Origin of the sequence: Streptomyces sp. NPDC004732 (assembly GCF_040609235.1) — a bacterium.
Taxonomy (GTDB): domain Bacteria; phylum Actinomycetota; class Actinomycetes; order Streptomycetales; family Streptomycetaceae; genus Streptomyces.
In genome coordinates, this window is the sequence record NZ_JBEXJR010000006.1 from 196,940 (window position 1) to 221,493 (window position 24,554).

At 71.2% G+C, this 24,554-nt stretch carries 19 protein-coding genes and 1 tRNA gene; 14 read left to right on the top strand and 6 right to left on the bottom strand.

Features of this window, described 5'->3' with window-relative positions:
* The first annotated feature begins 137 nt into the window (after window positions 1-137).
* Both ABZV77_RS19570 and ABZV77_RS19575 read left to right on the top strand, forming a co-directional pair.
* Complete coding sequence (locus ABZV77_RS19570) at window positions 138-3,023, top strand: peroxidase family protein (protein ID WP_356258119.1); 2,886 nt, start codon at window positions 138-140, stop codon at window positions 3,021-3,023.
* A complete protein-coding gene (locus ABZV77_RS19575) occupies window positions 3,010-4,437 on the top strand; it encodes a hypothetical protein (protein WP_356258122.1) in 1,428 nt (475 codons plus the stop codon). The genes ABZV77_RS19570 and ABZV77_RS19575 overlap by 14 nt, the downstream gene beginning before the upstream one ends.
* 3 nt (window positions 4,438-4,440) lie before the next feature.
* Here ABZV77_RS19575 and ABZV77_RS19580 read toward each other — a convergent pair whose 3' ends face one another.
* The gene (locus ABZV77_RS19580) at window positions 4,441-6,003 is read right to left on the bottom strand and encodes an acetolactate synthase large subunit (RefSeq protein WP_356258125.1); all 1,563 of its coding nucleotides are present in this window, start codon (window positions 6,001-6,003) and stop codon (window positions 4,441-4,443) included.
* Between the two features lie 188 nt (window positions 6,004-6,191).
* Between ABZV77_RS19580 and ABZV77_RS19585 the strand changes: the two genes are divergently transcribed.
* The 6 genes from ABZV77_RS19585 to ABZV77_RS19610 all read left to right on the top strand — a co-directional run bounded on the left by ABZV77_RS19585 (window position 6,192) and on the right by ABZV77_RS19610 (window position 12,457).
* On the top strand, window positions 6,192-6,893 hold the full coding sequence (locus tag ABZV77_RS19585) for a VOC family protein (protein ID WP_356258128.1): 702 nt from the start codon (window positions 6,192-6,194) through the stop codon (window positions 6,891-6,893).
* Window positions 6,894-7,143: 250 nt separating this feature from the next.
* A complete protein-coding gene (gene kdpF, locus ABZV77_RS19590; RefSeq protein WP_033264828.1) occupies window positions 7,144-7,233 on the top strand; it encodes a K(+)-transporting ATPase subunit F in 90 nt (29 codons plus the stop codon).
* An 8-nt stretch (window positions 7,234-7,241) separates the two neighbouring features.
* The gene (gene kdpA / locus ABZV77_RS19595) at window positions 7,242-8,906 is read left to right on the top strand and encodes a potassium-transporting ATPase subunit KdpA (protein WP_356258131.1); all 1,665 of its coding nucleotides are present in this window, start codon (window positions 7,242-7,244) and stop codon (window positions 8,904-8,906) included.
* On the top strand, window positions 8,903-11,056 hold the full coding sequence (gene kdpB, locus ABZV77_RS19600; RefSeq protein ID WP_356258133.1) for a potassium-transporting ATPase subunit KdpB: 2,154 nt from the start codon (window positions 8,903-8,905) through the stop codon (window positions 11,054-11,056). The genes kdpA and kdpB overlap by 4 nt, the downstream gene beginning before the upstream one ends.
* Window positions 11,057-11,062: 6 nt before the next feature.
* Window positions 11,063-11,731 (top strand): potassium-transporting ATPase subunit C, encoded by a 669-nt coding sequence (locus ABZV77_RS19605; protein WP_356258136.1) that lies wholly within the window; start codon window positions 11,063-11,065, stop codon window positions 11,729-11,731.
* Window positions 11,732-11,767: 36 nt separating this feature from the next.
* Complete coding sequence (locus ABZV77_RS19610; protein ID WP_356258139.1) at window positions 11,768-12,457, top strand: response regulator transcription factor; 690 nt, start codon at window positions 11,768-11,770, stop codon at window positions 12,455-12,457.
* A 49-nt stretch (window positions 12,458-12,506) separates the two neighbouring features.
* Here ABZV77_RS19610 and ABZV77_RS19615 read toward each other — a convergent pair whose 3' ends face one another.
* Entirely contained in the window at window positions 12,507-12,863 is a 357-nt protein-coding gene (locus ABZV77_RS19615) for a hypothetical protein (protein ID WP_356258141.1), read from the bottom strand.
* A 109-nt stretch (window positions 12,864-12,972) separates the two neighbouring features.
* On the opposite strand from ABZV77_RS19615, the gene ABZV77_RS19620 reads away from it, so the two are divergent.
* Window positions 12,973-13,998, top strand: a complete 1,026-nt coding sequence (locus tag ABZV77_RS19620) for a glucokinase (protein WP_356258144.1) — start codon at window positions 12,973-12,975, stop codon at window positions 13,996-13,998.
* 30 nt (window positions 13,999-14,028) lie between these two features.
* Here ABZV77_RS19620 and ABZV77_RS19625 read toward each other — a convergent pair whose 3' ends face one another.
* On the bottom strand, window positions 14,029-15,399 hold the full coding sequence (locus ABZV77_RS19625) for a glucose-6-phosphate dehydrogenase (RefSeq protein ID WP_356258146.1): 1,371 nt from the start codon (window positions 15,397-15,399) through the stop codon (window positions 14,029-14,031).
* Between the two features lie 125 nt (window positions 15,400-15,524).
* Here ABZV77_RS19625 and ABZV77_RS19630 point away from each other — a divergent pair, with 125 nt between their 5' ends.
* A complete protein-coding gene (locus tag ABZV77_RS19630; RefSeq protein WP_356258149.1) occupies window positions 15,525-17,864 on the top strand; it encodes a tetratricopeptide repeat protein in 2,340 nt (779 codons plus the stop codon).
* Here the strand turns inward: ABZV77_RS19630 and ABZV77_RS19635 are convergent.
* Window positions 17,861-19,348, bottom strand: a complete 1,488-nt coding sequence (locus tag ABZV77_RS19635) for a trehalose-6-phosphate synthase (protein WP_356258152.1) — start codon at window positions 19,346-19,348, stop codon at window positions 17,861-17,863. The two genes, ABZV77_RS19630 and ABZV77_RS19635, sit on opposite strands and share 4 nt — an antisense overlap.
* 2 nt (window positions 19,349-19,350) lie before the next feature.
* Window positions 19,351-20,037 (bottom strand): SIS domain-containing protein, encoded by a 687-nt coding sequence (locus tag ABZV77_RS19640; protein ID WP_356258155.1) that lies wholly within the window; start codon window positions 20,035-20,037, stop codon window positions 19,351-19,353.
* A 138-nt stretch (window positions 20,038-20,175) separates the two neighbouring features.
* Here ABZV77_RS19640 and ABZV77_RS19645 point away from each other — a divergent pair, with 138 nt between their 5' ends.
* Entirely contained in the window at window positions 20,176-21,489 is a 1,314-nt protein-coding gene (locus ABZV77_RS19645) for a caspase family protein (protein WP_356258157.1), read from the top strand.
* A gap of 63 nt (window positions 21,490-21,552) precedes the next feature.
* Here ABZV77_RS19645 and ABZV77_RS19650 read toward each other — a convergent pair.
* Window positions 21,553-21,640: transfer RNA gene (locus tag ABZV77_RS19650), tRNA-Leu, on the bottom strand.
* A 188-nt stretch (window positions 21,641-21,828) separates the two neighbouring features.
* Here ABZV77_RS19650 and ABZV77_RS19655 point away from each other — a divergent pair.
* From ABZV77_RS19655 to ABZV77_RS19665, 3 genes are all read left to right on the top strand, one after another.
* Window positions 21,829-23,154 carry a M20/M25/M40 family metallo-hydrolase gene (locus ABZV77_RS19655; protein WP_356258159.1) on the top strand — a complete coding sequence of 442 codons (1,326 nt, stop codon included), beginning with the start codon at window positions 21,829-21,831 and terminating at the stop codon, window positions 23,152-23,154.
* 190 nt (window positions 23,155-23,344) lie between these two features.
* On the top strand, window positions 23,345-23,578 hold the full coding sequence (gene chpH, locus ABZV77_RS19660; protein ID WP_055565097.1) for a chaplin ChpH: 234 nt from the start codon (window positions 23,345-23,347) through the stop codon (window positions 23,576-23,578).
* Window positions 23,579-23,716: 138 nt separating this feature from the next.
* A complete protein-coding gene (locus ABZV77_RS19665) occupies window positions 23,717-24,550 on the top strand; it encodes a chaplin family protein (RefSeq protein WP_356258162.1) in 834 nt (277 codons plus the stop codon).
* The last annotated feature ends 4 nt before the right edge of the window (window positions 24,551-24,554 follow it).

Below are 24,554 nucleotides of genomic sequence, written 5' to 3' on the forward strand. Positions count from 1 at the left end.
CGTTCGAGGCATCGGGGCGGCCGCGCACATAGGCGGGAACCGTCGCTGCGGCCGACCGGCGCCGCCAGTAGCGTCTGCCTGCCCCCTGTCCGTACGCAGACCCGCGCAACCCAGCCGTGCGAAGGAAGAGGCGCCCGATGGCCGACACCGGACAGCACCAGCAGAGTTACGAGCGCTACATGGGCGGCAGCCCGGAAGCGGAGCGACGCCTCTTCGAGCGCCTGGCCAAGGAACTGATGAAGGTCCAGGAGAAGAACCGGACCGCGGCCCGCGCGGCCGCCCCCGAGCGTGCCCTGCACGCCAAGGCCGCCCTCGGCGTGGAGAACGCCCGCCTGCGCTTCCACGACGACCTGCCCGACACACTCCGCAGCGGCTTCGCACAGCCCGGCGCCGAATACCGGGCGGCCGTGCGGCTCTCCAACGCCGGCGGCATCCGGCAGGCCGACGGCGCGCCCGACCTGCGCGGCGCCGCCGTGCGCGTGACCGTGTCCGCCGAGGAGAGCCACGACCTGCTCGCCACCAACCACCCGGTCTCGCACGCCCGTGACGCCCGCGAGTTCGTCGCGTTCGCCAAGGCCATGGCGGGCGCCACGACCACGCTGGAGAAGGCCGTCGGGCTCTTCGTGAAGCTGCCGCTCGCCGTCGGCATGGCCACCGCCACCCGGATGCGCCGCAACGTCCAGGCCGCCGCCCGGCACACCGTGAACAGCCTCGCCGGAGAGACGTACTGGAGCCGCAGCGCCATCCTGTGGGGCGAGGCGGGACCGGTCCGCTACCTGCTGCGCCCGTCCGGCGGAGGCGGCGCCGCCGGGTCCGACCCCGAGCGCCGCGACCCGCAGTACCTGCGCCGCGAGCTGGAGACCCGGCTCGCCCGCCAGGACGTCGCCTTCGACCTGTGCCTGCAGCGGTACGTCGACGAGCGGCGCACCCCCGTCGAGGACGGCTCCGTGGAGTGGCTGGAGTCCGTCGCCCCCGCCGTGCCCGTGGCCACCCTCACCGTGCCGCGCCAGGACCTCGACACGGCGGAGGCGCGCGCCGCCGGCGGACGCGTCGAAGTGCTCGGCTTCAACCCGTGGTTCACCACGGACGAGTTCCGCCCGCTGGGCAACCTCAACCGCGCCCGCAAGGCCGCGTACGAAGCGAGCGCCGCACACCGGGGCGGCCTGCGCTTCGTCACCGAAGAGCCGCTGCGCAACAGGGTGCTCGGGGCACCCGTCGGCGCCGCCTTCCGGCTGCTGAACCGCTATGTGCCCTGGCACAAGCTGCCGGTGGAGATAGGCCTGCTCAACCTCGTCTTCCTGCGCAAGACGCTGCGCCGCCTCAACCTCATCGACACCGACGTGCCGGAGGCGCCGCCGAGGACCGGGCCCGTGCCCGCCCCGGCCGACGAACAACTGCGCACCGCACGGTCCTACGACGGGACGTACAACGACCTGTCCAAGCCCGCCATGGGGGCCGTGGGCGCCGCCTTCGGACGCAACCTCAAGCCGGTCTACCGGCCCGACCTCTTCGACGTCCCGAACCCGGTCGCCGTCAGCCGCACCCTCCTGCACCGCGACACCTTCCTGCCCGCGACCTCGCTCAACGTCCTCGCCGCGGCCTGGATCCAGTTCCAGGTCCACGACTGGGTCAACCACCGGCGCCACAAGCCCGGCGGGAAGTCCGTCGAGGTGCCGCTGCCGCCCGGCGCCACCTGGTTCAACACCCCCGGCGGACCCGCCGAGCGCGTGATGCGCTTCGCCGACAACGAAGGCGTCGAACTGCCCGGCGACCAGCCGCCCATCCTCTTCGCCAACACCGCGTCGCACTGGTGGGACGGGTCCGAGGTGTACGGCGAGAACGAACACACCGCCCGGTTCCTGCGCGAGGCCGACGGGCGCGCCGAACTGCGCCTGGAGGAGGGCCATCTGCCCCTCGGCCAGAACGGCATACCGCTGACCGGCTTCGCCGAGAGCTGGTGGATGGGCCTCAGCGCCATGCACACCCTCTTCGCCCGCGAGCACAACGCGGTCTGCGGCGCGCTGCGCCACGCGTACCCGTCGATGAGCGAGGAGAGCATCTACCACACGGCGCGCCTCGTCGTCTCCGCACTCATCGCCAAGATCCACACGGTGGAGTGGACCCCGGCGATCCTCGCCACCGAGGCCATCGACATCGGCCTGCACACCAACTGGGAGGGCCCGCCGAGCAGTTGGCTCAACAAACTCGGCCTGTGGCTGTTCGAGTCCCACTCGCTGAAGGGCATCCCCGCGACGCTGCCGGACCACCACGGAGCGCCGTACTCCCTGACGGAAGACTTCGTCACCGTCTACCGCATGCATCCGCTGATCCCCGACGACTACGAGATGCGCGAGCACCACTTCGGGCAGCGTCTTGAGACCCTCGGCTTCCGCGACATCCAGGGCGGCGCCGCCGAGGCGGCCATCCGCAAGACGGGCCTCGCCGACACGCTGTACTCCTTCGGCATCGCCCACCCGGGCGCGATCACCCTGCACAACTTCCCGCGCGCGCTGCAGCAGTTCGAGCGCGAGGGCGAGATCATCGACCTGTCCGTGGTCGACCTCGTCCGCACCCGCAGGCGCGGCGTGCCCCGCTACAACGACTTCCGCGAGGGCCTGCACAAGCAGCGCATCCGGCGTTTCGAGGACCTGTCGCAGGACCCCGAGACCGTCGCCCGCCTCAAGGACGTCTACCGCTCGGTCGACGAGATCGACACGGTGGTCGGCCTGTTCGCGGAGAACCCGCCGCACGGCTTCGGCTTCAGCGACACGGCCTTCCGCATCTTCATCCTGATGGCCACCCGGCGGCTGCAGAGCGACCGCTTCCTGACCGTCGACTTCCGCCCCGAGATCTACACCCCGCTCGGCATCGACTGGGTCCAGAAGGGCGGCATGAACTCCGTGCTGCTGCGGCACTGCCCGGAGCTCGCGGGCATGCTGCCGCGCGGGGCCAGCGCGTTCGCGCCGTGGCGGCAGGTGCAGCAGACGGGCGGCGGGGACGAGGGCGGACGTGCCGGGGGCTGAGGGCGGTTCCGGCGGGCCGGGCGAGCACGCACCCGGCCCGCGGGGCGAGCGCGGGCCCGGTCATCCGGGCCTCGGGGACCTGTTCGCCAGGCCCCTCCTGGAGACGGTCTGGCGGCGCCGCACCCACCGGGTGAGCCGCGGCGCCGCCGTCCCCGCGGGCTCGATGAGCTACCGGTCGCCGCACGGGCCGAAGCCCCTGTCCGAGCTGGAGGAGGCGGTGCTGATCGCGCTCACCGGCTGCACCGGCCTCACCATGCCGGACCGCCCCTTCGACGATCCGCGCGACGGCAAACCCATCATGGCCAAGCCCAACATGACCATGGCGGGCCGCACCGCGGGCAGCCCCGACAACGCGCAGGGCACGCACTTCTTCCTGATCAACGACTCGGGCACGTACTTCCTGCGCAGACTGCCCCCGGCGCCCTCCACGCCCCTCGACGCGACCAGCCTGGTGGCGCGGGCGCGTCAGGCGAAGGTCCGCGTCCTCGACCACCGCCTGGACGTCGCCGAGGGCATGCGCGACTTCCCGGCCTACCTGGACTCCAACCGCTTCCTGTCCAACCTGCCGGGAACGACCGTCCTGTTCCCGGTCGTCGACCTCTCCCACCAGTACATCAACGCCCTGATGTACCTGCTCACCCAGCCGGACGACGTCCGCCCGACCCTGGTCGACGACCGCAACTTCTACCGCCCGGCGGGGGTGAAGAAGTGGGTGCGCAACGGCTTCCTCAACGGCGATCTGAAGCTGCCGCTCGGCGCGCTCGGCCCGCTGCGCACCCAGATCGAGGCGGACCTGCTTCTGCAGAACCTGATGCTGACCGCCGATGCGATGGGCCTCGGCGCGTGGATCCACGCCTCCGTCAACCCCCAGATAGCCCTGGGCGACCCGAAGTTCTCCCGCACCTACGGCCGGATGCTCGGCTTCACCTTCGTCACCCCGCGCTGGCGCCTGCCCGACGTGTGGCGCTGGCACGTCCCGCTGCCCAAGTACGCGAACCTGCGCTCCCACCCCGTCGGCCTGACGTCACCCGAGGGGGAGCCCCTCATCGAGGCGGCGTGCCCACCGGCGCACCGCACGATGGCGGCGGCGGTCGACGCGGTGATCCGCGCGAAGTTCGGCCCTGGCGGCACGTACGGCGACAAGGACGTCTTCGCCCGCATCTACAAGGAGGGGTACGGGCAGCAGTACCTGGCCGAGGCGAGCGAGTACGAGGACAAGGTGGTCGCCTGCGCGCGGGACATCTGCACGTACATCCTGCGGACGCACCGCCGCTTCCCCGCCCACACGGACGCGATCCACGTCCCCGGCGTCTGGCTCCAGGTCCACCACGTGGAGACCGGCTACTACGACAAGTTCTTCAACGACGGGCTGACGGACGCGCACCGCCGCCACGAGGAGGTGTGGGACACCTGACGGTCACGCCAGCGGCGGAACCACACAGTCGATCAGGAAGGGGCCCGGTTCCGCGAGCCCGCGCTTCAGGAGCGCCGCGAACTCCTCGGCCGTGGCGGCCCGTTCCGCGGGCACCCCCATCCCGTGCGCCAGCGCGACGAAGTCGAGGGACGGTCCTGAGAGGTCGAGGAGCCGACGGGCCCGGGCCCCGCCCGCGCCCGCCCCGACCGCTCCCAGCTCCAGATTGAGGATCGCGTACGACCGGTTGGCGAAGACCACCGTTGTGACGTCGAGCCCCTCCCGCGCCTGCGTCCACAGCGCCTGCAGCGTGTACATCGAGGCCCCGTCCCCGACCAGGGCGAGCACCGGCCGGTCAGGACAGGCCACCCCCGCCCCCACTGCGAGCGGCAGCCCCTGCCCCATCGCGCCGCCGGTCAGCGTCAGCCAGTCGTGCGGCGGCGCCCCCGCGGTCGCGCCCGGCAGCCACAGCCCCGAGGTGTTGGCCTCGTCGACGACGACGGCACCCTCCGGCAGCAGCGCCCCGACCACCGTGGCCGCCGACTCGGCGGTCAGCTCACCGCTGGGCAGCGCGGGCCGGACCGCCTCCTCCCTTGTCCGGTTGGCGGCGGGTCCGACCACCTCGGCCAGCCCTTCCAGCGCCGCCGTCACGTCCTCCGAGCCCGCCGCGAGCGTGTGCACCGCGCACCCCTGCGGCACCAGCGCGCCGCCCTGCCCCGGATACGCGAAGAAGGTGACCGGCGACGCGGCCCCGGCGAGCACCAGGTGCCGCACGCCCTCCAGCTGCCGCAGCGCGCCCGACGCCAGATAGGCGAGCCGCTCGACGGCGGGGCGGCCCGCGCCCCGCTCCATGCGGGCCGGAAAGGTCTCGCACAGCAGCTTCGCGCCGGTGGCCGCGGCGATCCGCCCCGCGGCCTCTAGACCGGCACCGCGCGCGGCCTCCCCGCCGACCAGCAGTGCGGCGCCCTCGCCGGACCGCAGCGCCCCGGCCGCGCCCGTCACGGCGTCCACGGAGACCAGGCCGTGCCGCGCCGGGGCGGGAGGTGCGGCGGGCGGCGGATCGCCCGCCTGCGACCACGACACGTCGGCGGGCACGACCAGCGTCGCGACGGCGCCGGGCGGCCCGGTCGCCGCGGTGACGGCGGCGGCCACGTCACCGGCGAGCTCGGTCGCGTAGTACGTACGCCGCGTCCAGGCCGACACGGTGCGGGCGAGCGCCCCGATGTCGGACTCCAGGGGCGCGTCGAGCCGCTTGTGGTGCAGGGAGTGGTCGCCGACGACGTTGACGACGGGGGTCGCGGCCCGTCGCGCGTTGTGCAGGTTGGGCAGGCCGCCCGCGAGGCCGGGGCCGAGGTGCAGGAGCGTGCACGCGGGGCGGCCCGTCATGCGTCCGTACCCGTCGGCGGCGCCGGTGGCCACGCCTTCGAAGAGGCAGAGCACGGGCCGCAGTTCGGGCGTCTCGTCCAGGGCGGCCACGAAGTGCATCTCGGAGGTGCCGGGGTTGGCGAAGCATGCGCGGACGCCTCCGTCCACGAGGCCCTTGATCAGGATCTGCGCTCCGGTCGGCATGGCGGTCCGCCTCTGCTCGGTGGCGACGGCGCGCGGTGGGCGACGGCGCCCGGCGCGTGGGGGAGGCCAGTCTTCACGGGGTCCGGGCCGCGGCGGCAGCCGGGATCCGGCCAGCCGCTGTCAGCACGGCCGGAACCCGCTCCCGGAGGGAGACTGGCGCCTATTCAAATTTGACTAGACTGGGGTGCATGCCCGAAAAGATGATTCCGCTCCTCCCGTGCCGCACCGTCCAGCCGGTGGTCGACTTCTACACCGCCCTCGGCTTCGAGACGACGTTCTTCCAGAAGAGTCCGTATCCGTACGCCGTCGTCGAACGCGGCCGCATCGAGCTGCAGTTCTTCGGAATGAAGGAGTACGACCCCAAGGAGTCCTACTCCGGGTGCTACGTCGTCACGGACGACGTAGAAACGCTGCACGCCGCCTTCCGCGCCGGACTCAAGGCGGCGTACGGCAGGATCCCCACCCGCGGCCTGCCCCGCATAGGGCCGCTCAAGGACATGTCGTACGGCATGCGGCAGTTCCTGATGACCGACCCCGGCGGCAACAGCATCCGCGTCGGACAGCAGATCAGCGAGGACCAGTCGCTGCGCCCGGTCCCCAAGGGGACCTTCGCGCGTGCCCTGCACATGGCCGACCTGTTCGCCGACTCCAAGGAGGACCTGCCGGGCGCCGCGAAGATCATCGACCGGGCCCTCGGCCTGACCGACGAGCGCCCCGCCCCCGACCAGGAGCTGCGCCTCCTGGTCCTGCGCGGCGACATCGCCCGCCGCCTCGGCGACGACGGCCTGGCGGAGCGGCTCCTGGCCCGCGCCGCGGGCGTCCGGCTCACCGACGCGGAGCGGGAGTCCGCACGGGACGCCCTGGCGCGCCTGGCCGAGCTGCGGGAGTAGCGGCAGGGGGCCCTGACGAGCCCGGCTCGGCACCCTCCGTATGAGAGCCGTCAAGACGGCTGAAAGTGCCGTATGGAGGGTGTCAACGAAGGTCGCGGACGGCGAAAACGGCGGTTACCTCTAATCGTCCGAGCAAGTACTGCACCGTCCACTTCCTACAGGAGCTCACGATGGCCGACGTGGCCTTCGTCGTCACCACGATCGCGGTTTTCGCGCTGGTGGCCCTCGTCGCCAAGGGGGTGACCAAGCTGTGACCGCCGAGAACATCGTCGGCCTCGTCGTGGCCGTCGCACTCCTGGGCTATCTCGTCCTCGCCCTCGTCTTCCCGGAGAGGTTCTGAGTACGGATATGAGCCCCGTCCTTGCCGGTGTGCTCCAGCTGCTCGCCCTGGTGGCTGCACTCGCACTCGCATACCGTCCGCTCGGCGACTACATGGCCCGCGTCTACGGCTCGAAGAAGCACCTCCGTGCCGAGAAGTGGATCTACAAGGCCATCGGCGCCGACCCCGACACGGAGATGCGCTGGCCCGCCTACCTGCGCGGCGTCCTCGCCTTCTCCGCCGCTGGCGTCCTCTTCCTCTACCTGCTGCAGCGGCTCCAGGGCTCGCTGCCCGGCTCGCTGGGCTTCAAGTCCATCGACCCGGACCAGGCGTTCAACACCGCGGCGTCGTTCGTGGCGAACACCAACTGGCAGTCGTACTCCGGCGAACAGGCCATGGGCCACGTCGTGCAGACCGGCGGCCTCGCCGTGCAGAACTTCGTCTCGGCGGCCGTGGGCATCGCCGTCGCGGTGGCCCTGGTCCGCGGCTTCGCCCGCTCCCGCACCGGTGAGCTCGGCAACTTCTGGGCCGACCTGGTCCGCGGCACCGTCCGCATCCTGATCCCGATCTCCGTGATCGGCGCGCTCGTCCTGGTCGCCTGCGGCGCCCTCCAGAACTTCTCCGGCATCCACGAGGTCGGCCAGTTCATGGGCGGCAAGCAGCAGTGGAACGGCGGAGCCGTGGCCTCGCAGGAGGTCATCAAGGAGCTGGGCACGAACGGCGGCGGCTACTTCAACGCCAACTCCGCGCACCCCTTCGAGAACCCCAACGGGTTCTCGAACCTCTTCGAAGTCTTCCTGATCCTGCTCATCCCGTTCGCGCTGACGCGGACCTTCGGCAGGATGGTCGGCTCGGTCAGGCAGGGCTACGCGATCCTCGCCACGATGGCGACGATCTGGCTCGGCTTCACCGCGCTGATGATGTGGACCGAGTTCCACCACGGCGCCCCGGCCCTCGACCTGGCGGGCGGGGCGATGGAGGGCAAGGAGACCCGGTTCGGGATCGCCGGATCGTCGATCTTCTCCGTGGCCACCACGCTCACCTCCACCGGCGCGGTGAACTCCTTCCACTCGTCCTACACCGGCTTCGGCGGCGGCATCCAGATGCTGGGCATGCAGCTCGGCGAGATCGCGCCCGGCGGCACCGGCTCGGGCCTCTACGGCATGCTCATCATGGCGATCATCGCCGTGTTCATCGCCGGTCTGATGGTCGGCCGCACCCCGGAGTACCTCGGCAAGAAGATCGGCACCCGCCAGATCAAGCTGGCCGCCTGCTACATCCTCGTCACTCCGGCGCTCGTCCTCGGCTTCACGGCCGTCGCGATGGCCCTGCCCACCCCGGGCAACTCCATGGCGAACCCCGGCGCGCACGGCTTCTCCGAGGTCCTCTACGCCTATACCTCGGGCGCCAACAACAACGGCTCGGCCTTCGCGGGCCTGAGCGCCGACACGCAGTGGTTCAACAGCACGATCGGTCTCGCGATGCTGCTCGGCCGCTTCCTGCCGATGGTCTTCGTCCTCGCGCTCGCGGGGTCGCTGGCCGAGCAGCAGCCGGTCCCGGCGACCGCGGGCACCCTGCGTACCGAAAAGCCGCTCTTCACCGGATTGCTGGTCGGCACGATCATGATCATCACCGGTCTGACCTATTTCCCCGCGCTCGCGCTGGGACCGCTTGCCGAGGGGCTGGCGTCATGAGCACACACACCGAGAACCACCAGACGGACGACCGGAACGAGGGGTCGCTCGCCACCGCGGACCGCGCCCCGCACCAGTCCGTCCCCACCGGCCACCACTCCTCCGACGCGGGCAAGGTCGGCGCGGGCCTCTTCGACCCGGCCCAGCTCCTGAAGTCACTGCCGGACGCCTTCCGCAAACTCAACCCGCGCGTGATGGTCAAGTCGCCGGTCATGTTCGTCGTCCTGGTCGGCTCGGTGGTCACCACCGTGCTCGCCGTCAAGGACCCGGGGGACTGGTTCGGCTGGGCGATCACCGCCTGGCTCTGGCTGACCACGGTCTTCGCCAACCTCGCGGAGGCCGTCGCCGAGGGCCGCGGCAAGGCGCAGGCCGACACCCTGCGCAAGGCCAAGACCGACACGGTCGCCCGCCGGCTGTCCGGCGCCACCGAGGAGTCCGTGGCCGGGACCGACCTGCGCATCGGCGACCTGGTCGTCTGCGAGGCGGGCGACATCATCCCCGGCGACGGTGACGTCGTCGAGGGCGTGGCCTCCGTCGACGAGTCCGCGATCACCGGCGAGTCGGCCCCCGTCATCCGGGAGTCCGGCGGCGACCGCTGTGCCGTCACGGGCGGTACGAAGGTCCTGTCCGACCGCATCGTCATCAAGATCACGACGAAGCCGGGCGAGACGTTCATCGACCGCATGATCAACCTGGTCGAGGGTGCCGCCCGCCAGAAGACGCCCAACGAGATCGCCCTGAACATCCTCCTGGCGTCCCTCACCATCGTCTTCCTGCTCGCCGTCGTCACCCTGAAGCCCTTCGCGATCTACGCGGGGGCCGACGACCAGACCTCGATGATCGTCCTGACGGCGCTGCTCGTCTGCCTGATCCCGACGACCATCGGCGCGCTGCTCTCCGCGATCGGCATCGCGGGCATGGACCGCCTGGTCCAGCGCAACGTCCTCGCCATGTCCGGACGAGCCGTCGAGGCCGCGGGCGACGTGTCGACGCTGCTCCTGGACAAGACCGGCACCATCACCCTCGGCAACCGCCAGGCCGCCGAGTTCGTGCCGGTCCGCGGCACCACCGAGGCCGCCCTCGCGGACGCCGCCCAGCTCTCCTCGCTGGCCGACGAGACGCCGGAGGGCCGCTCCATCGTCGTACTCGCCAAGGAGAAGTACGGCCTGCGCGAGCGCCACCAGGGCGAACTGACGGGCGCCGACTGGGTGCCCTTCACCGCGCAGACCCGTATGTCCGGCGTGGACGCCGACGGACGCAAGGTCCGCAAGGGCGCGACCGGTTCGGTCATCGCCTGGGTCAAGGAACGTGGTGGCGAGGTCGCCGAGGATGCCCAGGAACTCAACGACCGGATTTCCCAGGCTGGTGGCACGCCGCTCCTGGTGGCTCTGGAAGACGCTGACGGCGCGCGCGTCCTCGGGGTGATCCACCTCAAGGACGTCGTCAAGGAAGGCATGCGCGAGCGGTTCGACGAACTGCGCCGCATGGGCATCAAGACCGTCATGATCACGGGCGACAACCCGCTGACCGCCAAGGCCATCGCGGACGAGGCGGGCGTGGACGACTTCCTCGCCGAGGCCACGCCCGAGGACAAGATGGCGCTGATCAAGCGCGAACAGGCGGGCGGCAAGCTGGTCGCGATGACGGGCGACGGCACCAACGACGCCCCCGCGCTCGCCCAGGCCGACGTCGGCGTCGCCATGAACACCGGCACCTCGGCCGCCAAGGAGGCCGGGAACATGGTGGACCTGGACTCCAACCCGACCAAGCTCATCGAGATCGTCGAGATCGGCAAGCAACTCCTCATCACCCGGGGTGCGTTGACGACCTTCTCGATCGCCAACGACGTCGCGAAGTACTTCGCGATCATCCCCGCCATGTTCGCGGTGGCCTACCCGAGCCTCGACAAGCTCAACATCATGAACCTGTCGTCGCCGGAGTCCGCGATCCTCTCCGCGGTCATCTTCAACGCGCTGATCATCGTCGCGCTCGTGCCGCTCGCCCTCAAGGGCGTGCGCTACCGGCCGATGAGCGCCGACAAGATGCTGCGGCGCAACCTCGGCATCTACGGCCTGGGCGGACTCGTCGCCCCGTTCATCGGCATCAAGGTCATCGACGTACTCATCTCCCTCATCCCCGGAATCGGCTGATCCACGATGAACAACTCCGTAGGAAACACCGCCCGGTTGCTCGGCGCGGGGCTGCGCGCCCTGATCGTCCTCACCGTGATCTGCGGCGTCCTCTACCCGCTCGCGGTGACCGGCGTCGCCCAGGCCCTCCTGCCCGGCAAGGCCAACGGCTCCGAGGTCACGGCGGACGGCAGGACCGTCGGCTCCGAACTCATCGGCCAGCGCTACGACCTGCCGCTGAAGAAGGGCCAGGAGACGGCGGATCCTGACCTCAAGTGGTTCCAGCCCCGCCCCTCCAACGGCCTCGGCGAGAACAGCGTCAACACGCAGTACAAGCTGCTGCTGTCCGGCGCCACCAACCTCTCCGGCGCCAACAAGGACCTGATCAAGCAGGTGAAGGACGCCAAGGCGGCCGTCATCAAGGACAACTCGACCGCCGGTCACCGGATCCGGCCCGCCGACGTGCCCGCCGACGCGGTCACCTCCTCCGGCTCCGGCCTCGACCCGCACATCTCCCCGGACTACGCCGACCTCCAGGTCCGCCGCGTGGCCGCCGAGAACCACCTGGCCGTGAAACGGGTCCAGGACCTGGTCGACGACCACACCGACGGACGCACCCTCGGCTTCATCGGCGAGCCGCGCGTCAACGTCCTCCAGCTCAACATCGCGCTCAAGGAACTGACCGGCAAGGGCTGACGGGCCCGCATCCACAAGGAAGAAGGCGGCACACCGATGACCCGGGTGCTGGTGGTGGAGGACGACGTGCAGCTCGTACGGGCTCTCGTGATCAACCTCAGAGCGCGCAAGTACGGGGTGGACGCGGCCCCCGACGGAAGCACCGCGCTGCGTCTGACGGAGGCCCGGCAGCCGGACGTCGTCATCCTCGACCTGGGCCTGCCCGACATGGACGGCATCGAGGTGCTCAAGCGCCTCCGGGGCCGGACGCGCGCGCCCGTCCTGGTCCTCACCGCCCGGCGCGCCTCCGAGGAGAAGGTCGTGGCGCTCGACGCGGGCGCCGACGACTACATCACCAAGCCGTTCGGCATGAACGAACTCCTCGCCCGGCTGCGCGCCGCCGTCCGCCGCACCGAACCCTTCGCGGTCGCGGTCGCCCAGGAGACCGCCGTGGTCACCGCCGACGGCTTCACCGTCGATCTGGTCGCCAAGAAGGTCACCCGGGACGGCCGCGACATCCGCCTGACCCCCACGGAGTGGCAGCTCCTGGAAATCCTCATCCGCCACCCGGGACGCCTCATTCCCCAGCGGCAACTGCTGCTTGACGTATGGGGCCCGTCCCACGGCACCAAGACCAACTACCTCCGGGTCTACATGGCCCAGCTCCGACGCAAACTGGAGACGGACCCGTCCCGCCCGCGGCACCTCATCACGGAGCCGGGGATGGGCTACCGCTTCGAGAGCTGACAGAGCTCTGAGAGAGCTGACAGAGAGCTGACGCCCCACGGGGCGGGCGTCAGGGGGTCGGGCCGGAGTCCCGCAGTACCGTTCGGATGAATTCTTCGGCCCCCGAGATCTGCTCCGCGTCGATCTCCACCTCCTTGCCGTCGGGGTGCCGGACGACGATGGAGAGGTTCGCGCGGCGCTGCTTGATCCAGAGCTGCGCGGACGCGACCAGCGCGGCGACCGTGCCGCTGCTGACCGCGGTGAGGAGCAGCTCCGGCACGGCCCCCATCTGCCCCGGCTCCGGGGCCTCGGCGCGCAGCCGGACCCGGCCCCGCAGGTCGTCCTCCCGCTGCAGCCAGGAGTGCAGGTCCCGCACCAACGCGGTGTCGGAGCCCGCCGGACCACTGACCTTGATCTGTATCGACATCACCGCATCCGTTCCCGCGTCCGCACGGACGTCTCGTCATACTGTGCCCCACGACAACTCGGTCCGTACGGGGGAGAATTGGACCGACCCGAAGCGAAGTGGTGAGGCAGTGCGTACAGCGGTGGCCGCGTTCGATGTGGGTGGTACCAATTCCCGGCTGCGCGGCGGCCGGGCAGGAGAGCCGGAGTACGCCGAGCTGAAGGTGCGGACCGCCGACTACCCGTCGCTGGGTGAGCTGCTGACCGCCTGCCTGGACGAGGCGGGCCTGCGCCCCGAGACCGTGGTCCTCGCGGTCGCCGGGCGCGTCCCCGCCCACGGCGACGTACAGATGACGAACCTTCCGCACTGGCCGCTGTTCCGGAGCGCCGCCTTCGCGGCCGAGCACGGCATCCGGCTGAGCGTCGTCAACGACATGACCGCCACCGCGCACGGCATGGCGGACCTCGGACCGGACGAGGTGCGCCCGCTCACCCCGCACGCCCCTGACGCCCACGCGGGCGACCTCCTCGCGGTCTCCGTGGGCAGCGGTGTCGGCAGCGCGCTGCTTGACGGGCACGGGGTGGTGCGCACGTCCGAGTCGGGGCACGTCGCCTGGCAGCCGGTGGACGCGTTCGAGGCGGGGTACCTCGCCTTCCTCAGGGCCGGGAGCGGAGAGGCCGGCGGGATCGAAGGGGTCATCACCGTCGAGGAGTCCATCGGCGGGCTCCGCGGCTTCGACCGGATGTACGACTACGTGTGCCACGCCGCGCCGCCTGCCCCCGAACTGCACGACCGGGTGACCGAGGCCCGCAGGACCGGCTCGGCCGTCGCGCCGTTGATCACCGCGGCAGCGCTGGCGGGCGACCCCCGCGCCCGCGAGGTCGTCCGGCTGTTCGCAGCCCTCTTCGGGCAGTACCTGCGCGGCGTGGCCCTGGTGTGCCTGCCCGCGGGCGGCGTCGTCACCCTGACGAGCGGGGTGCTGCAGGCGCCGGGGGTCGCGGAGTTCCTGTGCGGCGAGACGGACTTCCTGGACCGCTTCGTCAGCCCCGGCGCCTGCCACCACGACCTGCTGGCGGAGATCCCGGTCCGGCTCGCCCTCGACCCGCTGGTGGGAGTGCGGGGCGCCTACCGCTTGGCGGGCCGGTCAGTCGCCTAGAGCGGACAGCTGCCCGGAGCGGACCGTCGCTTAGAGCGGAGCGCACCAACCCCCCGCCCCCGGCAGCCCGGCCGACTTCTCCGGCCCCCACGAACCCCGCGGATACCCCAGCGGCGCCTCCCGCACGTCCAGCGCGGGAGCCACGATGCGCCATGACTCCTCGACCGTGCGCATCGACACGAACCGCCCCGTCCTGCCCTGGATCGCGTCCGCGAGCAGGTGCGTGTACGCCTCCCACGAGGACCCGGCCGCCTGCAGATCGAATTCCAGATCGACCGGCATCGGGCCGGGATCCGCCCCGGGTCTGCGGGCGTTGACGGTCAGCACGGCGCCGCCGTGACTGCCCAGCCGGAAGCGCAGACGTCCAGGACCCGGGTCCTCGCGGGTGAACCAGAGGCGGTGCTCGGCGGGCGCGAAGTCCACCACCACCTCGATCGCCGTCGCGGCCAGCCCCTTGCCGGAGCGCAGCAGGAACGGCACACCGCGCCAGCGCTCGGCATCGATGTCCAGGCGCAGCGCGGCGAACGTCTCCACCGTCGAGTCGTGGGCCACCCCCGCCTCCGCCCGGTAGCCCGCGTACTGCCCGCGCACGAGCTGCCCCGGATCCACCGGCCGCACCCGGGCGAGGGCCTGCGCGATCCGCTCGCGGAAGGCCTCTGCGGTGCCGTCCGCGGGGCGCTCCATCGCCACTATCCCGACGAGCTGCAGCAGATGGCTCTGGACGACGTCACGGACCGCGCCGATCTCTTCGTACAGGGATCCCCGGTTGTCCACACCCCTGATCTCGCAATGCGTGATCTGCACCCTGGAAATGCTGTTCCTGTCCCACGCGGATTCAAGGAAGGGATTGCAGAAACGGAAAGCCAGGAGATTCTCGACCGCTTCCTTGCCGAGGTAGTGATCCATTCTCAGCACGGAGTCGGCGGAAAAGACTTTGAGGAGTGATTCGTTGAGCGTACGGGCCGAATCGAGATCGTTGCCGAAGGGCTTCTCCACGAGCACGGAACCCGGCGGGAGGCGCACGGCGCCCATCGTCGCGATCGTGCCGGTGGCCTGCGGGGGCGGGATGCCGAGGAAGTACACGGGACGCTCCGCGGCGCGCACCGCGAGGGCCACGTCCGCCATCGTGCCGTGCTGCTCCGTGTCCCCCTCGATGTAACACGTCCTGGCCAGCAGCCGGTGCACCGTCGTGCCGTCCGAAGGGCCGCACATGTCATGGACGGCCGAGGCCACGAACTTCTCGAAGCCCTCCCGGCCGAGGCCGGGCAGTCCGACGGCGACGACCAAAGGCGCGCACTGCTCCGACAGCGACAGGCGATAGAGGGCGGGCCACAGTTTTCGTCGCGCCAGATCTCCGGTCGCGCCGAAGAGAACCAAGGCATCTGACGATGCGGTCGTCACGCACCCTCCTCAGGGAGAACCCGACGCCCGCGAGAATACCCAAGCCACCCGTCCCGGACACCTCTCGCAACCTTTCGCAAGCCGTATAATTCGCCCCACTTGGCTTGACCCACGGGGGTGGATCCGTGTCAGCAGGGGAAATCCATGGAACGGCCGCGGGGGCGCCTTCGCGCGACGCGCCCGCGACCGGATCGCAGACCAGCTGGGAGGGGCTGCGCAGGCTGGTCGGCCAACGGACGGACAGACGGCCCGGCCGGGACGCGCCGGGGACCGACGGGCGTCGCGGTCCCACGGTCGGTTCGCTCGACGAGCTGTCGCGGGCCGTCACCGACGATCCGGAGTTCGGCCGCAGACTGATCGAGCGCCTGCTGCGGTTCCAGCCCGCCGAAGCGGGTCCCGCCGACCGGCCGCCCCTCCCGGTGCCCCATCAGCTGCCGCTCGACCGCCCGGGGTTCGTCGGACGCGGGAGCGAGCTGGCCGAGCTGGACCTGCTGTTGGCCGAGCCCCAGAAGGCGGGCCCCGACACCGCCGTGATCTCCTCCGTCGGCGGGGCCCCCGGCGTGGGCAAGACGGCGCTGATGGTGCACTGGGCGCACCGCTCGCGCGACGCCTTCCCGGACGGACAGCTCTACGTCAACCTCCGGGGCTACGGACCGGGCATCCCCCTCGAACCCGCCGAAGTCCTCGCCGACTTCCTGCACGCGCTGGACGTGGCCTCGCCCAAGGTGCCGCAGGAACTCGAACCGCGCGCGGCGATGTTCCGCACCCTGCTGCACGAGCGCAAGATGCTCCTCCTCCTGGACAACGCCCGCAATACGGCGCAGGTGTTCCCCCTGCTGCCGGGCAGCGCCACCTGCGTGGTGATCGTGACCAGCAGGAACCGTCTCCAGGGGCTGGTCGGGAACTACGGCGCGCGCAGCATCCGCCTCGACACACTGAGCGAGCGGGAGTCCGTCGAGCTGCTGACCGGGATCGTCGGCGGCGACCGGGTGCTGCACGAGCGCGGCGCCGTCGAGGAACTCGCGGCCGGCTGCGGCCATCTGCCGCTGGCCCTCAGCATCGTGGGCGAGCGGGTCGCGGCGTATCCGCAATGGCCCATCGCCGACCTCCTGGAGGGCCTCGGCGACGAGCGCCACCGGCTCGACACCTTCGCCGCGGACACCGAGGACACCGGCGCCGAACAGCGCGAGGTGCGGGTCGCCTTCTCCTGGTCGTACCGCGCGCTCGGCACCGGCAGCGCACGCTGCTTCCGGATCCTGGGCCTGCATCCCACGGGCGAGTTCAGCCTGCTGGCCGCCGCCGCGGCGACCGGCGACTCCAGGGCGCGCACCAACGTGTATCTGCGGGGCCTGATCGACTGCCACCTGCTCGAACAGGTGGCGCCCGACCGGTTCCGCTTCCACGACCTCATCCATGACTACGCCGCCGAGCGGGCGTACGAGGAGGAGTCCGAGGAGTCCCGCACGGAGTCCGTCAGGCGCTGCCTGCTCTGGTACCTGCACACGGCCGACGAGGCGAACCGGCAGCTGATGCCGCACCGCCGCAGGATCGACCTCGACGCGCTGCCCGAGCGGTGCGAACCGCTCCGGTTCGCCGACGGAGCCGAGGCGCTGACGTGGTGCGACACCGAACGGACCCATCTCATAGCCCTCGTGCGGCAGGCCGTGCAGTACGAGCAGGACGCGATCGCCTGGCAGCTGCCCGTGGTCCTGTGGAGCTTCTTCAACGTGCGCAAGCTCCTGAGCGACTGGATCGTCACCCATGAACTGGGGCTGCGCGGCGCGCGCCGCTCCGGCTGCCTCAAGGGCGAGGCCTGGACGCTCAACAGCCTCGGCAACGCCTACCGCGGCACGAGGGAGTTCGAGAAGGCCGTCGAGGTCTGGGAACAGGCCCTGGCCATCCGCCGCAGGATCGGGGACAAGTATGGCGAAGGGACCTCGCTCAACAACCTGGCGGGCGCCCTGCGGCGGATGAACCGCATCGAGGACTCGATCCGCTGCTCGAACGAGGCCCTGGCCATCCACCGGGAGATCCGGGACCGCTGGAACGAGGGCATCGACCTCAACAGCCTCGGCACCGCCCACCGCGACCTCGGCCGGATCGACGAGGCGATCAGCTGCTGGCTCCGCGCCCTCGGCATCCAGCGCGAGATCAAGGACCTGTTCGGCCAGGGCACCTCGCTCAACCACCTCGGCGAGGCCTACCGCACGGCCGGGCGCGACGACGAGGCCGTGGCGACCTTCGACGAGGCGCTGCAGATCAGGCGCTCCTTCGGGGACGAACCGGGCGCCGCGGCGACCGCGGTGAACCTGGGCGCGACGCTGGCCGCCATGGGCCGCCTGAAGGAGGCCGCGGTCTACTACACCCTCGCCCTCAAGGACCTCGAACGGCTCGGTGACGCCCGCATGGACGCGGTCAAGGAAGCCCTGCACGAGCTGGCCGACCGCACCGCGCTGGAGCCCTAGGCTCCCAGGGCCTTGTGCCGGTCGTCCCGGACCTCGGCGAGATCGGTGAGCTGGGCCCGCAGCCAGCTCTCCGGCGAGGAAGCCAGCAGCGGCGCCCGCATGCGAAGGGCCCGCGCGGCACGCTCGCCGCGCGGCATGGCGAGCGCCTGCGCGAGCGCCGACACGGTCTCACGGAGATCGCGCGGATCCTCGATCACGACCGCCCCCGCACCGAGCCGCTCGGCGCTCCCGGTCCGGGCCGACAGGACGACCGCCCCGTCCCGCCGGTTCGCAAGCACCCCTTCCTGGGCCACCAGGTTCATCCCGTCGTGCACCGAGTTGACCAGCAGGACGTCGTACTCCCGCAGCGCGGCCATGGCACGCACCCGGTCCTCGTCCCAGTGGACGGTCAGCACTCCGGGGAAGTCCCGCTGGATGCCCGCGACGGCCTCCCGCACGCGGGCCGCGTACCAGGCGTACTCGGGAACCGTGGGCCGGGACGGAGTCAGACAGCACACGAACCTGACGCGGTGCCGCAGCTCCGGGCGCTCGGCGAGGAGCAGCGCGAAGGCCTCGAAGCCCCGCAGGACGTTCTTCGCCGGATCGAGCCGGTCGACGCGCACCAGCAGGAGCGCCCCTTCCCGCATCCCCCGGAAGACGTCGGCCCACCGGTCCGCCTCAAGCGTGCCGAACACGCCGGACAGGTACTCCTGGTCGGGCGGCGCCGGATAGCGGCGGACCAGCGTCCGGCCACCCGCGTGGCGGACGGCTCCGTCCACCGCGTCGACCTCGTGCCCGGCCTCCCGGGCGAAGCGCAGGAAGGAGTCCGCCCACCGCTCGCACTGGAAGCCGAGCACGTCCGCCGCGAGCATCCCGCGCAGGAGCAGCCCCCGGGCCGCGCCCGGCAGCGCCGCCAGCGCCGACGGGGCCGCGAACGCGGCGTGCAGGAAGAAGCCGATGGTCTGCGCGGGCAGCAGGGAGCGCAGGAACCCGGGCGCCGTGGCGAACTGGTAGTCCTGGAAACAGACGACGGTACGGGGATCGCAGCGAGCCGCGGCCGCCGCGGCCACGGCACGGTTCACCTGCTGGTACGCGCGCAGCGCGGCGCCGTCGCCGAGCGGCCCGGGGCCGGTGCCGTCGAGGCCGCGCGGCAGGTCCGTCCAGAGGTCGTGCAGCGCGTACCAGAGGCCCCGCACGCCCGCGTCCTCGTAGTACCGCCGGTAGTCCGCCGCCCGGCAGGGCACGGGACTGAATCCGTAACCGAGCCCAAGACCGGCGAACCTGCCGTCCCGCATCGCCCTGCGGTCCTCGTCGCTCGCCGAAGGGGCCAGCCAGCAGACGTCCTCGTCCATCGCGCGCGCGGACCGGTCGAGCAGCGCCGTCACACTGCCCGCCCGGCGTTCCGGGGCGAGGCCGGACGGGGCGGACCGGAACGTCACGGGGCCCCGGTCGGAGACCAGGACCACATCGGCCGTACGCGCCGCCCGCGCAGGTCGCCGGGTCACCGTCAGCCCTTCGTTCCGTCGAGCGAGGCGGCCAGGATGTCCCTGGAGTGGCCCCTTCCGGTGCCAAGGGCGAGGGCCAGGGAGTGCACGAGGCCCAGGTGGACCGTCTCCACCACGCCGTACACCTCGCTGTCGACCAGCAGCGGCACGTCGACCAGCGCGGCGGCGCTGCCACCCGAGCCGCCGAGCAGCCCGACCGTGCGCACGTCGCGTGCCCGCGCCGTCTTGAGGCCCTCAAGGATGTTCGGGGAGTTGCCGCTGACGCTGATGGCCACCACGACGTCGCCCGGCGTGAGCAGGCGGGCCAACTGCTCGGAGAAGACGCGGTCGTAGCCGATGTCGTTGGCCAGGGCGGTGAGCAGCGGGGTGTTGCCGGTGAGCGCGTTCGTCCGCAGTCCGGCGGCCTGCGGGCCCGAGGTCATGGCGAGGTCGCACGCCAAGTGGCCTGCCGTGGCCGCGCTGCCGCCGTTGCCGATCGCGTAGAGACAGTTGCCGCTCGTCCTGACCGAGTCGAGCAGCCGGACGGCGGAGGCGAACTCATTGGGTTCCACCGCGAGGGCGGCGTCGGCCACCAGGTTCTGGAACGCCGTACAGACGGCGGAAGCCCGGTGCGCACCGCCCTCGCCGTCTAACTCGTCGTCCGACCCGTCCGACCCGTCCGCGTTGTCCCGCACGCCCGAGCGCCCCATGGCAACCCCCACCAGTCGCAGCCGACTTCGGATTCGTCAGCATGCCCGAAACCTCGGACAGCGGTAAGAGCGCCGCCCCTCAAATGAGTTGCCTCGCTATCATTTGGGCAGCGGCACGTGCGGTAAGAGGGGGACGAAGTGCGGTTGGCCAGCGGCTCGAATTCGCATGCGGTGCTCATCGGCTGCAGCAGCTACGACGACGTCGAACTGCCCCCGCTCCCCGCGGTGCGGAACAACCTCGACGATCTGAGCACCCTGCTCACCAGCCCCCACAACATCGCACTCCCCAAGGAGCGGTGCACCCTGCTCCGCGACGTGCAGGAGCCCCAGAAGGTGGGGGCGGCGCTGAGCCGCGCGGCGAGCGGCGTGGACGACATGTTCCTCGTCTACTTCGCGGGCCACGGCGCGCTGGACGAACACGGCCTGCTCCACCTCCTGCTCACCGGGAGCGACACCCAACTGCTCGGCTGGTCGAGCCTGCGGTTCGACCTGATCCGCCAGACCATGGCGTCCGCACCGGCCAGGAACCGCGTCCTGCTCCTCGACTGCTGCTTCTCGGGGCGGGCCATCGAGGCCATGGGCGACACCGCGTCGCTCTACTTCGGCCAGCTGGAGATCGCAGGCACCTTCGTCCTTGCCTCCGCCCCCGCGAACACCCCGGCCCGCGCGCCGCTGGGCGACCGGCACACGCTGTTCACGGGAGAGCTGATCAAGTTCCTGCGCGACGGTTCCGCCGCGGAGCCCGAACTGCTCACGCTGGGCGCGGCCTACCGCCACACGGCCAGGATCCTGGCCGCCAAGGGCGAGCCGAGGCCCCAGCGGTGCGGCACGGGGACGAGCGACCAGCTGGCCCTGGCCGCGAACGCCGCGTTCCGCAGGCTGACCGCCGAGGACGTGCCCGAACGTCTGGGCAGCGCCGTCGAGTTGGGGGAATCGGGTGACGTGGCGGGAGCGCTGGAAGCCCTGAACGTGCTCGCGCAGGAGTGCGGCCGGGTGCTCGGCGCCCACCACGAGTTCACCCTCCTGGCGCACCAGGCCCTCGCGCACGCCGAGGGGGAGAGCGGGCGCGCGGCCGCCGCGGCCGCGCGGTACGCCCTGCTCGCCGGGGAGCTGGCAGTCGACCGGGGCCCGCTCCACCCGGACACCCTCCAGGCGCGCCACGAGCACGCCCGGTGGGCCGGGATCGGCGGCGACGCCGAGGCCGCGGCCGACCTCTTCGCCGAGCTGGCGGTGGACGCCTCGGGAGCCCTGGGCCCCGGGGACGTGCGCGCGCTCAGCTGCCGGTGGCAGCACGCCCACTGGCTGGGGATGAGCGGCCACCCCCAGCGCGCCGCGGCGGCCTTCGCCGAGCTCGCCGACAATTACGGCTCCTCGCTGGGCGAGCGGCACGGCGACACCCGCGCCGCCCGGCGCAACCACGCGTACTGGCGGGACGCCGCGGGACCGTCATGACCGGCCACCGGCCCATCGTCGTACGCAACGCAAAGGGCCCCAGTCTCTCGACTGGGGCCCTGCTGGTGTCCGAGGGGGGACTTGAACCCCCACGCCCGATAAAGGGCACTAGCACCTCAAGCTAGCGCGTCTGCCATTCCGCCACCCGGACAAGGTGTCTGTCTTCGCGGGGCGTTTCCCGCGGCGACAGAGAGAACATTACCAGGCTCTCGGGGGTCCCCGATCACCCCCGCCACCCCTCGTGAACTGCTGATGACGACACCCGCCCGCCCTTGGGCGCGGAGCTCCGGAGAGAGAGGATGAGGGGGACCACCAGCAGCGAATGCGGGAGGAGCCAGCGTGAGCGGGTCCAGCACGGGCAAGGCCGTCACCGGTGAGGACGAGGTCGTCGACCTCTGTCGCGAACTGATCCAGATCGATACGAGCAACTACGGCGACCACTCGGGCCCTGGGGAGCGCAAGGCCGCCGAGTACGTCGCGGAGAAGCTCGCCGAGGTGGGCCTCGAACCGAAGATCTTCGAATCCCATCCGGGCCGGGCCTCCACGGTCGCCAGGATCGAGGGCGAGGACCCGTCGCGGCCCGCGCTCCTCATCCACGGCCACACGGACGTCGTACCGGCCAACGCCGCGGACTGGACGCACCACCCCTTCTCCGGGGAGATCGCGGACGGGTGCGTGTGGGGCCGGGGTGCGGTCGACATGAAGGACATGGACGCGATGACCCTCGCGGTCGTCCGCGAGCGCATGCGCACCGGCCGCAAGCCCCCGCGCGACATCGTCCTGGCCTTCCTCGCGGACGAGGAGGCGGGCGGCACGTATGGCGCGCGGCACCTGGTCGACAACCACCCCGGTCTCTTCGAGGGGTGTACGGAGGCGATCAGCGAGGTCGGCGGCTTCTCCTTCACCGTCAACGAGAACCTGCGGCTCTATCTCATCGAGACGGCCCAGAAGGGCATGCACTGGATGAAGCTCACCGTGGACGGCACGGCGGGCCACGGTTCGATGATCCACAAGGACAACGCGATCACCGAGCTCTCCGAGGCCGTCGGCCGCCTCGGGCGGCACAAGTTCCCGGTGCGCGTCACCAAGACGCTGCGGCACTTCCTCGACGAACTCGGTGACGCCCTCGGCACCGAGCTCGACCCGGAGAACATGGACGAGACGCTCGCCAAGCTCGGCGGCATCGCCAAGCTCATCGGCGCCTCCCTGCAGAACACCGCCAACCCCACGCAGCTCGGCGCCGGGTACAAGGTGAACGTGATCCCGGGGCAGGCCACCGCGCACGTCGACGGCCGCTATCTGCCGGGGTACGAGGAGGAGTTCCTCGCCGACCTCGACCGGATTCTCGGTCCGCGGGTCAAGCGCGAGGACGTACATGCCGACAAGGCTCTGGAGACCACCTTCGACGGTGCGCTCGTCGACGCCATGCAGACCGCCCTGCGCGCCGAGGACCCGATCGCCCGCGCCGTGCCGTACATGCTCTCGGCCGGTACGGACGCCAAGTCCTTCGACGACCTCGGCATCCGCGGCTTCGGCTTCGCGCCGCTGAAGCTGCCGCCGGAGCTGGACTTCGCGGGCATGTTCCACGGTGTGGACGAGCGAGTGCCGGTGGACGGCCTGAAGTTCGGGGTTCGAGTGCTCGACCGGTTCATCGAGGAGTCCTGACGGAATGCGGCCGGAATTCGGGTGAAAACCGGCCGCATTACGTGCTGAAACGACTCTCCAACAATCGTCAGCGCGTGCGTACTTGACTGAAAAGAGTGAAAGGCTACCGGCCCTCGTAGCCCCACCAGTTCCTCCTCGTTACAGGTGATGCAGTCCGCGGCTGGGACTGCATTGCCAACAAGGAGGAATAATGATCAAGAAGGTCGTCGCCGCTGTGGCCGCCACTGGTGGTCTCGTGCTCGCCGGTGCGGGCATCGCCACCGCTGACGCCGGTGCCCAGGGTGCCGCCGTGGGCTCTCCCGGTGTCGTTTCGGGCAATGTCATCCAGGTGCCCGTCCACGTGCCGGTGAACGCCTGCGGCAACACGGTCTCCGTGATCGGGCTGCTGAACCCCGCCTTCGGCAACACCTGCATCAACAAGTGACGTTGTTGTGCCTCACCCCTTGAGGGTCTGAGTCCGTCGGCCCCGGAGTGCGTGCCATGCGCTCCGGGGCCGACGGGCATTCCACGTCCGGGCAGTGGGCCCGTACGTACTACGGCAGGTAAAAGGCAGGGAACAGCTATGCGACAGGTCACGCGCAAGGGCCTGATCACCGTGGCGGCCGCGACCGGCGTACTCGCCGCGACCGGCGGTTACGCACACGCGGACTCAAGTGCCGGCGGAAGCAGTTCGAATTCACCCGGCGTGCTGTCGGGGAACAACGTCCAGCTTCCCGTCGATGTACCGGTCAATGTGTGCGGCAACACCGTGAACGTGATCGGTGTCCTCAATCCGGCGGCGGGCAACAGCTGCGCCAACACGGGACACAAGGGCGGCGGTTCGCACAAGCCGTCCGGCGGCGGCGCCAAGGCCCACGGGCACGCGAGCGACTCACCCGGCGTCGGCTCCGGCAACAACGTGCAGTTGCCGGTCAATGCCCCGGTGAACGTCTGCGGCAACAGCGTCACCATCGGCGGCCTCGGCAACGCGGCCATGGGCAACGAATGCGCCAACGACTCCGGTGCCGCGGTGACCCCGCCGGGCGGCGAGAAGCCCCCGACCGGGCCCGAGCACCCGGGCAACCCGGAGCACCCCGGCAATCCGGAGCATCCCGGAAACCCGGAGCACCCGGGCAACCCGGAGCACCCCGGAAACCCGGAGGAACCCGGCAAGCCGGGCAAGCCTGGTGGCCCCGGAGGGCCCGGGAACTCCCACTCCCCGCACGCGCCGGTCAACCCGATCGACGACCGTGCCATCCCGAACAGCCCGCAGGCGCAGATCCTCGCGCCGCCCGAGGGGACCGCACAGCTCGCGTCGACCGGCAGTGAGCTGCCGCTCGGTCTCGCGCTGCCGGTCGGCGCGGGCGCGCTGCTCGCGGGCACGGTGCTCTACCGCAGGGCCCGGGCGACTGCCTGAGCCA